The sequence below is a fragment of the Streptosporangium sp. NPDC000396 genome, assembly GCF_042898655.1.
GTDB lineage: Bacteria > Actinomycetota > Actinomycetes > Streptosporangiales > Streptosporangiaceae > Streptosporangium.
On the sequence record NZ_JBIAZA010000006.1, the window covers coordinates 207108 to 219643 of the forward strand.

The following is a 12536-nucleotide window of genomic DNA, read 5'->3' on the forward strand; positions in this document are numbered from 1 at the left end:
CGATGGTGGAAGGCGGCAACCGCCGGGGACTCGTCTTCGCGGTGCTGGTCGTGATACTCGCCGTGGTCGGGATCTATCTGACCATGTGGCCGGATTCCGGCGACGGGCAGCAGACCCCGGCCGATCCGGTGGGTGTGAGCCGTACCGCCCCCGGATCGCAGGCGCAGGTGAGCGCCGAACCACCGCGCGCGCTGGCGACGGCCAGCAACGCGCCCTTCGACGTCTACTCCTACCTGCCGATGACCAAGCAGGAGCTGGCCGCGTCCGCCGACTACGCCCAGCGGTTCACCGCCGCGTACGGGACCTTCAGATACGACGAGGACCCGGCGGCCTACGGTGACCGGCTCAGGGGTTACACCACGGGTGAGTTCGCCGATGTGCTGCTGCGCACGCTCACCTCGCCGGGCACCGTCGAGGCCAACCGGGCCGAGGAGGTGGTCTCCGTCGGGACGGCGCGGGTGAAGGAGATCCGGCAGATCCAGAACACCTCGGTGGTGTTCGTGGTCACCGGAAGCCAGAAGGTCACCGGCAAGAGCGGGCCGACGGAGCGGACGGAGGACTACGCCGTCACGCTCATCGAGGTCGGCGCCGACTGGCGGGTCCACGACCTGCAGCCCGCCGACTCCGGGCAAGACGGAGACGACCAGCCCTCACAGGCCGGTGAGGCCGGATGACGGGGAACCGGAAGGTCCGCCTCGGACTGGTTCTCGGTGTCGCGGCAATATGCCTGATCGCGTTGGTTCTGGCGCCGATGATGATGCTGAGCACCTTCCCCTCCTTACCCGGCGGGTTCGGGGCGCAGCCCGACTGCGAAGAGAACGTCGAGATGGTGGGGGACCAGTCGGAGACGGCGGCGTCGGACATCCCACCGGAATATCTGAAGCTGTACCGCAAGCACGGCGCGAAGATCGGCGTGCAGTGGAACGTGCTCGCCGGGGTCGGCAAGCGGGAGACCGATCACGGGCGCTCCACGCTTCCCGGGGTGCGCAGCGGGACGAACTACGCCGGGGCCGCCGGGCCGATGCAGTTCCTGATCAGCACGTGGGGCGGCAAAGCGAAGATCAAGATTCCGTCGCAGTTCAGCGGCTACGCCTCCGACGGCGACGGCGACGGCTGGGCGGATGTCTACAACCCGGCCGACGCCATTCTGGGCGCGGCGAAGATGCTCAAGCGCAACGGCGCGCCGGAAGACGTACGGCGGTCGCTGTTCGTCTACAACCGGGCCTGGTGGTACGTGGACCAGGTCATGGAGATCGCCAGAAAGTACGCCAAGGACGGCGCGATCAGCACTCCGCCGGAGGCGGAGCCGGTCTGCGACGAGCCCCTGCTGGAGGCGGCGCCGACCGGCACGGTGGCCAGGATCCTGGCGTACGCCCTGGCCCAGCGCGGCAAGCCGTACCTGTGGGGCGGCACCGGACCGGACGCCTTCGACTGCTCCGGGATCATCTACATGGCATACCGGAGCGCGGGCCTGAGCATTCCGCGCACCACCTTCGAGCAGTGGCCTTTCGGGGTGAAGGTCCCCCCGGGACAGGAACAGGCGGGGGATCTGGTCTTCTTCAACTCCGGTCCGGGCACCGGGGTCGACCGGCCCGGACACGTGGGCATGGTCGTCTCGCCGGGCAAGATGGTCGAGGCCAGGTGCCGTCTGTGCGGGCCGATCAAGGTCACCTCCTACCGGGAACGCCCCAGCATCGTGGGTTTCACCCGGCCCTTGCAGAGTCCACAGGTCCTGGCGCAGCTGAAACTGAAGGAGCAGGGCTGACACAATCGGGTCCCATGGACAAGGTCGTTGTGGGAGCCGCGATCGTCGACGACGCGGGCAGGCTGCTCGCCGCCCAGCGTGCCGAGCCGCCCGAGCTCGCCGGTGGCTGGGAGTTCCCCGGGGGGAAGGTCGACCCCGGGGAGGACGAGCTTGAGGCGTTGGTCCGGGAGTGCCGGGAGGAGCTCGACGTTCTGATCGAGACCGGTGCGCAGGTCGGCGGCGACTGGCCGCTTGCGAACGGTTACATTCTGCGAGTGTGGCTGGCGAAGATCGTGGAAGGGGAGCCGGAGGCCAAGGAGCACCTGGCCCTGCGCTGGCTGGCCATGGACGAGCTGTACGAGGTGCCGTGGTTACCGGCCGATCTGCCGATCGTGCGGGCCGTGCGCCTTCAGCTCACCGAGGGTTGAGCGACAGCATGCAGTGACATAACAATTACCGACTGTATTGTTGTCGCGTATCCGTATCGGGGGATCGGAGAAATGCGGTGACCGGATGGTGGCAGCGTGCCCGGGTCGTGTCAGCTGTGGGCGCGGGCGCGCTCATCCTGGGAGGCGGATCGGCCGTAAGCGCGATCTCGGCGGGCAGTCCCGTCCCGTCACCTCGTGACCTGGCCGGAGCCGACGATCTCAATTCCTGGTCACGCTGGGTCCGTGCGAACGACGTGATCCGGTTCCGGGTGTGGCTGAAGGGCACCGGAACCGACGCGCGGCTGACGGTCACGACGAAGCCCGCCCAGGCACTCAAGCACATCGAATGCCCCCTGATGGCGGATGCGCCGATGCAGGTCGCCCCGATGATGGGCGCACCGGCGCCGGTCGCTCCGGCGGTCGCTCCAGTGGCGGCGGCTCCGGCGGTGACTCCGGCGATGGCCGCTCCGGCTCCGGCCCAGGCGGGCCCTCAGGTGTGCTCCATGAGCGAGGTCGGGATGCACGAGCCCGTCGACGTGTTGCTCGCCATGCCGGAAAAGGCGGAAGACATCGAACTGACCGCCGTGGCCCGGTTGCGCGATTCCCGCGGCGAGTGGGTGATCCAGACGGCCCAGACCACGATCGAGAGTCCGGCCGCCAGGGCGGCCAGGGCGGCGGAGGTGGCGAAGGCGGCGCAGATCGTGCGGGAGGGCGAGCCTGTCGCTCCCCGCCCGGCCCCGGGCCTGGTTCCCAGGGCCCCGGGTGCCCTCGCGGAGGGCATCCGGGGCGATCAGACACGAAGCGTGCGAAGCGTCGGGGAGATCGATCTGGTGCCCGTCCAGGTGATTCCAGGAAAGGCTCTTCAAGGGCAGGGAGAGCCGGTGAGCCCGTCGGTGCGCGAGGTTCCGGGGGTTCCCTGGGGGCCGGAGGCGCAGGCCATACCGCCGGATCCGCGGCTGGAAGCCCAGCCTGCCGCTCCGGGCGAGAGGGAGGGTGTGCCGGTGGTCCCGGGGGATCCCTTGGTGTTCCCGCCGGGAGCCCCGGCAGAGGAAAGGCCGCCGGGGGCGAAGCCGCGGGTCTCCGGTGGTTCGAAGAGTGCGAACCAGGGCGTCAAACCGGAGCAGGAGGGGAGCGAGACCTCGAAGAAGGGCGGCCGGGGCGCGGGGACGTCGCGGAAGCCGATGTCGGCCAGGACGCCCGCCAGTCCGCTGCTCCAGATTCCGGGCGCGCAGAGTGGGCTGCCACCGGCGATCGGGCAGCAGAATCAGCCCGCCGTACCGACCCAGATGCCGCCTGTCTCGGACGGGCTGGTCGAGTCGGGGCGGATGCCGGGACTGTGGAACGACCCTCAGCTCCGGATGCCGCTGGCCGCACCCACGCCGATCGAGCCGCCGCCATCCTCCGTCGCGGCGTCCTCCGCCACGGCGAACTCTCAGCCGTTGGGAGCGCCGTTGCCCCGGGACGTGGACGGCCCGGGCGGAGAGATCAAGCCCGTGGCCGAGTCAAACCCGCTCCTGACTGGCATACGGGGTCTTCCGGCGGTGGGAGTCGCGGTCGGCGGGTTGCTGGGCCTGTTGTGGCTGCAGGTGAGGATTCACAATCGGCGCGGGCGTCGACCTGTGTTGTAAAAAGCGCTTTGCTGTTACTTTTGCCCAACTAGTATTTCCTTGACTCTGTTTGCATGGGGAATTCGCGGAGGGCACCGGTGACGCGATCACGGCGTACGGCGGCCGTCTCCGCCGTTGTCATGGCTCTGGGCTTGAGCGGCGCGGCTCTTGTCGCCGCCGCGCCCCTCGCAGCCCCGATCCCGGCCGACGCGGCCGTCCGGTTGATCGCCGCAGATCCCACCGATGTCCCGGGATGCGAGCCCCCCTGTGGCGAGGAAGAGGAGCCCACGCCGGTCGTCACCGTCACGATCACCCAGGATCCCGGCAACGCCACGCCCACGCCCACCCAGACGCCACGGAAGACGGTGACCGCCACGGTCACCGTTTCCCCGACGCCGAAGCGTCCCACGCCCAAAACCCCGAAGACACCCAGGACCACGACGCCTCCGCTGGTGCAGCCGACGTCGGCACCCGTCATGGAGACCCCCGTCGCTCCTGTCACCCCGCCGCCGACGACGACCCCCGAGCCGGACCCCGTCTTCCCCACCACCCAGCCGACCCCGACCGGGGCCCTCCCCACCGCCACGCCCACTCCCACATCGACCGACACCACCATGTTCGAGGGGACGGAGCCCTCCTCGGTGTCGCGTGAGATCCGCAACGCGGGTTCCGACTTCGACGGCGCCGCGCTGAGCCAGCAGCTCGGCATCCCGGCGCTGATCCTGGTGCTGCTGGTGTTGTTCGCCGTGCTGATCTTCGAAGGCAGGCTGCGCCGCCTGGCTCACGCCGCGGCGATCCGCCGGGCCGGTCCCCGAGCTCTGGGCCCCAGGTCAGGTGACTCCGCGAACATGGCGGGCTATCCCGTGGCCCCCGGCTACGCCCCCGGGCCGGGCTTCCCGCCCGGGGTATATCAGGGCGGTACGGCTTACGCCCCGATAATCAGCCTCGTCCCCATGCACATGTACGCCCCCACCTATCCGGAGGGCTACGCGCCGGAACAGTACCTCCAGCCGTATGGCCAGTCGGCGGCATACCCGCCTGGGCCGGGTTACGAGCAGCCTCCCGCCGGCTACGGGGATCAGCAGGGCTGGCCCCCGGCGGGTCCCGAGCAGCAGGGTTGGCCCCCGGCGGGTCCCGAGCAGCAGGGTTGGCCTCCGGCGGGTCCGGAGCAGCAGGGGCAGCCTCCGATGGGCCCCGAGCAGGGCTGGCCCTCGGCGGGTCCCGAACAGCAGGGTCAGGCTCCGCTGGGTCACGAGCAGGCGCCGTTCCCTTCGGGGCCGGACCAGTATCGCGAGCCCTTCCAGCCCGGCTTGCCGGACGGTTCCCTTCCGGGGGGGCCTGGCGGCCCCTTCCCTGAGGGAGATCTCCACGCTCAGGGCGTTCCGCTTCCTCCGCAGGGTCCGGAGTTCCCGGACGGTCCCTTCTTCCACGGGCCGGGTGACCTCCCTGGTGCGCCGTTCCCGCAGGAGCCGGCGCGTCCCGACGGCCTCGGCCAGGAGCCGCCCCTCGACCCGCCGCCCTCTCCGGGACCCACCGGCACGGCGGTCTACCCTCTCCCGGGCCAGGAGACCGGTAAGAAGAAGCGCGGTCTCTTCCGCCGCTCCAAGTAGGCCAAGTAGGCCGCCCGCGAGACTGCCGCGGAGACGCGACAGCGCCGGCCGCGTGAATGCGGACCGGCGCTGCCGAGGGAATGTCAGCTTTTCGTGCTGGAGCGCTTGAAGATCTTGTTGCCCAGCCAGACCAGCGGGTCGTACTTGCGGTCGACGACGCGCTCCTTCATCGGGATCAGCGCGTTGTCGGTGATCTTGATGTGCTCGGGACAGACCTCGGTGCAGCACTTGGTGATGTTGCAGTAGCCGAGGCCGTGCTCCTCCTGCGCGGCTTCCTTGCGGTCGGCCACGTCATAGGGGTGCATGTCCAGCTCGGCGATCCGCATGAGGAAGCGCGGACCGGCGAAGTTGGTCTTGTTCTCCTCGTGGTCACGGATCGCGTGGCAGACGTTGTTGCACATGAAGCACTCGATGCACTTGCGGAACTCCTGCGACCGCTCGACATCGATCTGCTGCATGCGATACTCGCCCGGTTGCACGTTCGCCGGAGGAGTGAAAGACGGGATCTCGCGGGCCTTCTGGTAGTTGAACGACACGTCCGTGACCAGGTCCTTGATCACCGGGAACGTCCGCATGGGCGTCACGGTGATCGTCTCGTCCTCCGAGAAGGTGGACATCCGGGTCATGCAGCCGAGCCTGGGCTTGCCGTTGATCTCCATGGAACAGGAGCCGCACTTGCCGGCCTTGCAGTTCCAGCGAACCGCGAGATCGGGGGCCTGGGTGGCCTGGAGCCTGTGGATGATGTCGAGGACGACCTCGCCCTCGTTCACCTCGACGGTGAAGTCCTCAAGCCTGCCCTCGCCGCCCTCGCCCCGCCACACGCGGAACTTCGCCTTGTAACTCATGGCTACTCCTTGACCAACGCGTCGAAGTCGGCCAGCTCTTCCTCGGTCATGTACTTCTTCAGCTCGTCACGGTCGAACAACCTGATCAGGTCGTCGCGCATGGGAGGCTGGGTCTTCTCCTCGACGGTGATGCCCGAGCCGTCCGGGGAAACGCTGCAGAGCAGAAGCTTGCGACGCCACTGGGGTGACATGCCGGGGAAGTCGTCACGGGTGTGCCCCCCGCGGCTCTCCTCGCGGATGAGAGCCGCCTTGGCCACGCACTCGGAAACCAGGAGCATGTTGCGCAGGTCGAGGGCGAGATGCCAGCCGGGGTTGTAGATCCGGCTGCCGGCCGCGCCGACGGTCTGGGCCCGCTCCTTGAGCTTCTCCACGGCCTCCAGCGCCTCGGTGACCTCCTCGGCCTTGCGGATGATGCCGACCAGCTCGTTCATCGTCCGCTGCAGTTCGTGGTGGACCTCGTAGGGGTTCTCGCCCGAGCGCTCCAGCGGGGTCAGCGCCTCCGCCCTCGCGGTGCTCACCGACTCCTCGGAGATCTTCGGGCGGGACGCGAGCCGGTCCACATAGGAGGCCGCCCCGGCGCCCGCGCGCCGGCCGAACACCAGCAGGTCGGACAGCGAGTTGCCGCCGAGCCGGTTGGAGCCGTGCATGCCGCCGGAGACCTCGCCGGCCGCGAACAGGCCGGGGACGCTCGCCGCGCCGGTGTCGGCGTCCACTTCGACGCCGCCCATGATGTAGTGGCAGGTCGGGCCGACCTGCATGGGCTCCTTGGTGATGTCGACGTCGGCCAGCTCCTTGAACTGGTGGTGCATCGACGGCAGCCGCTTGATGATCTCGGCGGCCGGAAGCCGGCTGGAGACGTCCAGGTAGACGCCGCCCTGGGGTGATCCGCGACCGGCCTTCACCTCGGAGTTGATGGCGCGGGCCACCTCGTCACGGGGCAGCAACTCCGGAGGGCGGCGGTTGTTGACCTGGTCGGTGTACCAGCGGTCGGCCTCCTCCTCGGAGGTGGCGTACTTGTCCTTGAACACCTCGGGGATGTAGTCGAACATGAAGCGCCTGCCCTCGGAGTTCTTCAGCACCCCGCCGTCGCCGCGGACGGACTCGGTGACGAGAATGCCGCGGACCGACGGGGGCCAGACCATCCCGGTGGGGTGGAACTGGATGAACTCCATGTTGAGCAGCTTCGCCCCGGCCAGCAGGGCCAGCGCGTGGCCGTCTCCGGTGTACTCCCACGAGTTGGAGGTCACCACGTAGGACTTGCCGATGCCGCCGGTGGCCAGCACGATCGCGGGGGCGTCGAAGAGGATGAATCCGCCGTTCTCCCGCCAGTAGGCGAAGGCGCCGGAGATGGCACCGCTTTCGCCGTGCACGGAGTCGGTGTCCTTGAGCAGGCGGGTCACCGTACATTCCTGGAAGACCTTGATGTAGGCCTCCGGATCGCCGTGCAGCTTCTCGTCCTCCTGCTGGAGCGCGACCACGCGCTGCTGCAGGGTGCGGATCAGCTCCAGGCCGGTACGGTCGCCGACGTGGGCCAGCCGGGGGTATTCGTGCCCGCCGAAGTTACGCTGGCTGATCTTGCCGTCCTTGGTGCGGTCGAACAGCGCGCCCCACGCCTCCAGCTCCCAGACCCGGTCCGGGGCTTCCTTGGCGTGCAGCTCGGCCATTCGCCAGTTGTTGAGGAACTTTCCTCCGCGCATGGTGTCGCGGAAGTGCACCATCCAGTTGTCGTTGCTGTTGACGTTGCCCATGGCCGCGGCCGCGCCGCCCTCGGCCATGACCGTGTGCGCCTTGCCGAACAACGACTTGCAGACGATCGCGGTTCGTTTGCCCTGCTGGCGGGCTTCGATGGCCGCCCGCAGTCCTGCGCCGCCGGCGCCGATGACGACGACGTCGTATTCGTGACGCTCGATTTCCACAGCTGATCCTTATGCGAACGGGAAGTTGACGATGCCCTTGGCGACCAGCCGGACGTAGAGGTCGGCACCCATGACCGTGAACATCGAGACCAGCGCGAGTTCCTGGTGCTTGGCGTTGAGCTTGGAGACGAAGCCCCACGCCTTGTACCGGATCGGGTGCTTGGAGAAGTGGTTCAGGCGCCCGGCCGTGATGTGGCGGCAGGAATGGCACGACAACGTGTACAGGTTGATCAGGACGGCGTTGATGATCAGGATCCAGGCCCCGAGTCCCCACGGCTTGCCGATGAGGGCCTTCACCGCGTCATAGGCGAGGACCAGACCGATCAGGATCGCCCCGTAGAAGAAGTAGCGGTGGATGTTCTGCAGGATCAGCGGGAAGCGGGACTCGCCGGTGTATTTGCCGTGCGGCTCGTTCACGGCGCACGCCGGGGGCGACAGCCAGAAACCCCGGTAGTAGGCCTTGCGGTAGTAGTAGCAGGTGAAGCGGAATCCGGCGGGGAGGCCCAGGACCAGCAGTGCCGGCGACAGGGTGTACCAGTCGCCGAACGGCGCGAGGCCGAACAGCCGTGCCTCCGGCGGGCAGCTCGTCGCCAGGCAGGGAGAGGCGAACGGAGCGTGGTACGGGGACACGAAGTAGTCCGTGTCGAAGATCGCCCACGTGGAGTAGACGAGAAATCCTGTGAAGATGATGAACATGACCAGGGGGTAACGCCACCACTGGTCGGTTCGCAGGGTGCGCTCCTTGATCTGCGCACGCTGCCTTCTGGCCGAGCTTTCGGCCGTTGTCTGGGTCATCGGTGACCTCTCCACCTCCCGCGGACCCTGCTCGCCAAAAGGGGTCCGGGTCGTTTCAGTTGTGCCGCGCGCTGGGCCATGGTCGCGCCGGCTCACACGTGCGCGCGTATTGGTGGGGGATACGTTACGACGCGACCCGGGGGTTGTGTGAGAAGGGTCACTCACATTTTCACCGGCCTGGTGTGATTCCTGTCACGTTAGTCAGGAAGAAACCACCGGCCGGTCATTTTCTGTGGGCGGGAGGAGGCCTCCGGAAGATTCTCGGTCAGCGGGTCCCGCAGTCGCGGGCCCGTGGATCAGTAGTGGTGGCCGGGGTTCGGCAGCTTGACCACGGTCACGAAGAAGTCGTCGATCCGCCGGACCACGCTGATGAACTGGTCGAAGTCGACCGGCTTGGAGACGTAGGCGTTGGCGTGCAGGTTGTAGCTGCGCAGGATGTCCTCTTCGGACTCCGACGTCGTCAGCACGACCACCGGGATCCTGCGGAGCTTCTCGTCGGCCTTGATCTCCTGGAGCACCTCCCGGCCGTCCTTGCGGGGCAGGTTGAGGTCGAGCAGGATCAGGTCCGGCAGGGGGGCGTCGGCGTATTCGCCCTCCCTGCGCAGGAAGGCCATGGCCTGCTCGCCGTCGTTGACGACGTGCAGCTTGTTCCTCACCTTGTTGAGCTCGAACGCCTCCCGCGTCAGCAGGACGTCGCCGGGGTCGTCCTCGACCAGGAGCACGTCTATCCAGCGCAGGTCATTCATCCGTCTCTCCTGGGGGAAGGGTCCAGCGGAAGGTTGTTCCGGGTTTGTCTGATTCGTTGTCGTCTACCCAGATTCGACCGCCGTGATATTCGACGATTTTCTTGCACAGTGCCAGTCCGATGCCGGTGCCCGCGTAAACGTCACGTCCGTGGAGCCGCTGGAAAATCAGGAAGATCCGGTCGGTGTATTTGCTCTCGATGCCTATGCCGTTGTCGGAGCAGGAGAACTCCCACATGTCCCCGTCACGCCGTACTCCGATGTGGATCTCCGGGGGCTCCGGCGAGCGGAACTTGATCGCGTTGCCGATGAGGTTCTGGAAGAGCTGGGTGAGCTGGACCCGATTGCCGTGCACCTTGGGCATCTCGTCGTGGGTCACCGTCGCCCCGGTGTCCTCGATGGACACGGCGAGGTTGTTCAACGCCGCCTGCAGGGGCGCGCCGGCGTCGATCGGGGCCCGCTCGCCGCCGAGCCTGCCGACCCGGGAGAAGTCGAGCAGGTCGTTGATGAGGAGCTGCATGCGCTTGGCGCCGTCCACGGCGAAGGCGATGTACTGCTTGGCCCGCTCGTCGAGCTGGTCGCCATAGCGCTGTTCCAGCATCTGGGTGAAGCTGGCCACCTTGCGCAACGGTTCTTGCAGGTCGTGGCTGGCCACGTAGGCGAACTGCTCCAGCTCGCTGTTGGACCGGCGCAGCTCCGCCGCCTGCTCCTCCAGCTTGCTCTGCGTCTCGGAGGCCCGGCGCCACTCGGCGAGGATGCGGCGGCGCATGGCGTCCACGTGGCTGGACAGCTCGGCCAGCTCGGACGGGCGCTCGACCTTGAGCCTGTGGTCGAAGTCTCCCTGGGCGACCGCGCGGACCTGGCTCGTCAGCTCGGCCGTCGGCCGCAGTACGGCGTAGCGCACGATGACCACCGCGGCGATCCCGATCAGGACCAGCACCGCGGTCACCCCGCCGAGCGCGAAGTAGAGCGCCCGCCAGCCCCGTTCCAGCCGGGCGCTGCTCGCGTCGTGCAGCCGGGTCAGGTGGTCCTGGAGCACGGTGAGCGGCTGGCGGACCTCGGTGAAGCGCGCGGCGTTGACGGCCGCGCTCTGCCGGTTGGAGGCCTCGGTCTTCAGGACCGGCACGGAGGCGATGAGCTTTTCGGCGTAGTCGCGCCGCCACGCCTGCACGGCCGCCTTCAGCTGGGCGACCTCGGCGCCGACCGCCTTGCCTTCGGGCATCCGGGCCACCAGTCCGTCTATCGCGGCCAGCGCGGTGGCCTCCTCGGCGATCGCGTTCCGGTAGTCGCGGAGGGACGGATCCTCGTTGGTCCTGCCGTACGCCCTGACCGAGCTTTCCTGCGCCGTCAGGGCGTTGGAGACCTCCAGGGCGTGCAAAATGGCGGGGTCGACGACGTCGAGCAGGGTCACCCTGGCCTCGCGCGTCTCCTCTATCGAGCGGATCGTGACGGCGGCGGCGATCGTGAACAGCAGCGCGGCGAGCATTCCCACGATCAGGAACCACTGTCCCACCCGGAGCTTTCCGAAGCCCTTCGGGGGAGTGGCCGCCGGAAGGGGGCGCAGGCCGGGGGAACCGTTCACCGTTGTTCGCCTCCCGAGGGGGTCCGGGAGATGAGAACGGTGGCGAGGTCGTCACTGAGCGTGTCGCGATTCAGTTCGATCACCCTCTCGATGAGCCGGTCCAGGTGGATGCTCCCGCCCTGCTCATGGACCAGGTCGAGCAGGCCCTCGGTGCCGAGCAGGTCGGGCCCGCCGCCCACGGTGGCCTCGATCAGCCCGTCGGTGTACAGCAGCATCGACCAGTCGTCGCCCAGCGGCACCTCGATCTCCGACCAGTCCACCTCCTGGAAGATGCCCAGTGGCGGTCCCGAAGGAGTGTTCCGCACCACGTCGACCTCGTCGCCGCGGATCAGCAGCGGCGGCGGATGGCCGACCACGTGCATCCGGGCGTGGCCGAGCGCGGGGTCGATCGTGACGGTGCACAACGTCGTGAAGATCTCCGCGGACTTGCGTTCGAGGCGGAGCACGGAGTCGAGGGTGCGCAGCAGCTCGTTGCCGGTGTGCCCGGCCAGGACCAGGGTCCGCCAGGCGATCCGCAGGGCGACCCCCAGCGCGGCCTCGTCGGGACCGTGCCCGCACACGTCGCCGACCACCACGTGCACGGCACCGTCGGGACTCTGCACGGTGTCCCAGAAGTCACCGGCGAGCAGGGCGCGGCGGCGGCCGGGCAGATAGCGGGCCTGGTGTTCCACGAGCCCGGTGTTCAGCAGCGGAACCGGCAGCAGTCCGCGCTCAAGACGGGAGTTCTCCTTGGTGAGCAGTTCGGCCTCGACCAGCTTGCGATGGGCCAGGTCGGCGCGCTTGCGCTCCATCGCGTAGCGGATCGCACGCGCCAGCAGCCGGGCCTCCACATCCTGCTTGACCAGGAAGTCCTGGGCGCCCGCGGCCACGGCCTCCACACCCACGTGGCTGTCGTTCAATCCGGTCAGCACGAGCACCGCGGCGTGCGGCGCCATCGACAGCACTTCCTCCAGCGTTTCGAGGCCGCTCGCGTCGGGGAGGGAGAGATCAACGAGCACGCACTGCACGTCCTCGGTCAGCCGTACCCGGCTCTCGGCCAGACTGCGCACCCAAATGATTTTGGGTGGATTGTCCGCCTGGCTGAGCAGCTCCTCCACCAGGAATGCGTCGCCCGCGTCATCTTCGATGAGAAGAAGGGTGAGCGTTTCGTTGGGAGGGGCGGTCACTGACGCCTCTTCTTCGTGAGATCGGAGTAAACCTGCTTGATGGTAAGCAGGATAGTCAGGATCTATGGACGTTGGTCGGCGCGTCGCCCGCTGACTCCGG

General features: G+C 68.1%; 11 protein-coding genes. 5 read left to right on the forward strand and 6 right to left on the reverse strand.

Going from position 1 to position 12536, the window contains the following annotated elements; genetic code table 11:
- Positions 1-2: 2 nt before the first annotated feature.
- The 5 genes from ACFY2X_RS12105 (at position 3) to ACFY2X_RS12125 (ending at position 5389) form a co-directional block, all read left to right on the forward strand.
- Entirely contained in the window at positions 3-674 is a 672-nt protein-coding gene (locus ACFY2X_RS12105; RefSeq protein WP_389936361.1) for a hypothetical protein, read from the forward strand.
- Entirely contained in the window at positions 671-1765 is a 1095-nt protein-coding gene (locus ACFY2X_RS12110) for a C40 family peptidase (protein WP_389936364.1), read from the forward strand. Before ACFY2X_RS12105 ends, ACFY2X_RS12110 begins: the two co-directional genes overlap by 4 nt.
- A 14-nt stretch (positions 1766-1779) precedes the next feature.
- Entirely contained in the window at positions 1780-2172 is a 393-nt protein-coding gene (locus tag ACFY2X_RS12115; protein WP_389936366.1) for a (deoxy)nucleoside triphosphate pyrophosphohydrolase, read from the forward strand.
- Positions 2173-2249: 77 nt separating this feature from the next.
- Complete coding sequence (locus ACFY2X_RS12120; protein ID WP_389936369.1) at positions 2250-3800, forward strand: hypothetical protein; 1551 nt, start codon at positions 2250-2252, stop codon at positions 3798-3800.
- A 77-nt stretch (positions 3801-3877) separates the two neighbouring features.
- Positions 3878-5389 carry a hypothetical protein gene (locus ACFY2X_RS12125; RefSeq protein ID WP_389936372.1) on the forward strand — a complete coding sequence of 504 codons (1512 nt, stop codon included), beginning with the start codon at positions 3878-3880 and terminating at the stop codon, positions 5387-5389.
- An 83-nt stretch (positions 5390-5472) separates the two neighbouring features.
- On the opposite strand, the gene ACFY2X_RS12130 is transcribed toward ACFY2X_RS12125, so the two are convergent.
- The 6 genes from ACFY2X_RS12130 to ACFY2X_RS12155 all read right to left on the reverse strand — a co-directional run bounded on the left by ACFY2X_RS12130 (position 5473) and on the right by ACFY2X_RS12155 (position 12436).
- On the reverse strand, positions 5473-6234 hold the full coding sequence (locus ACFY2X_RS12130) for a succinate dehydrogenase/fumarate reductase iron-sulfur subunit (protein WP_389936374.1): 762 nt from the start codon (positions 6232-6234) through the stop codon (positions 5473-5475).
- Positions 6235-6236: 2 nt separating this feature from the next.
- Positions 6237-8150, reverse strand: coding sequence for a fumarate reductase/succinate dehydrogenase flavoprotein subunit (locus ACFY2X_RS12135; RefSeq protein WP_389936376.1), 1914 nt, complete (start codon positions 8148-8150; stop codon positions 6237-6239).
- Between the two features lie 9 nt (positions 8151-8159).
- Complete coding sequence (locus tag ACFY2X_RS12140; RefSeq protein ID WP_389936379.1) at positions 8160-8945, reverse strand: hypothetical protein; 786 nt, start codon at positions 8943-8945, stop codon at positions 8160-8162.
- Positions 8946-9241: 296 nt separating this feature from the next.
- Positions 9242-9691, reverse strand: a complete 450-nt coding sequence (locus ACFY2X_RS12145; RefSeq protein ID WP_389936382.1) for a response regulator — start codon at positions 9689-9691, stop codon at positions 9242-9244.
- Entirely contained in the window at positions 9684-11270 is a 1587-nt protein-coding gene (locus ACFY2X_RS12150; RefSeq protein ID WP_389936385.1) for an ATP-binding protein, read from the reverse strand. The genes ACFY2X_RS12145 and ACFY2X_RS12150 overlap by 8 nt, the downstream gene beginning before the upstream one ends.
- Positions 11267-12436 (reverse strand): PP2C family protein-serine/threonine phosphatase, encoded by a 1170-nt coding sequence (locus ACFY2X_RS12155; protein WP_389936388.1) that lies wholly within the window; start codon positions 12434-12436, stop codon positions 11267-11269. The genes ACFY2X_RS12150 and ACFY2X_RS12155 overlap by 4 nt, the downstream gene beginning before the upstream one ends.
- Positions 12437-12536 lie beyond the last annotated feature (100 nt).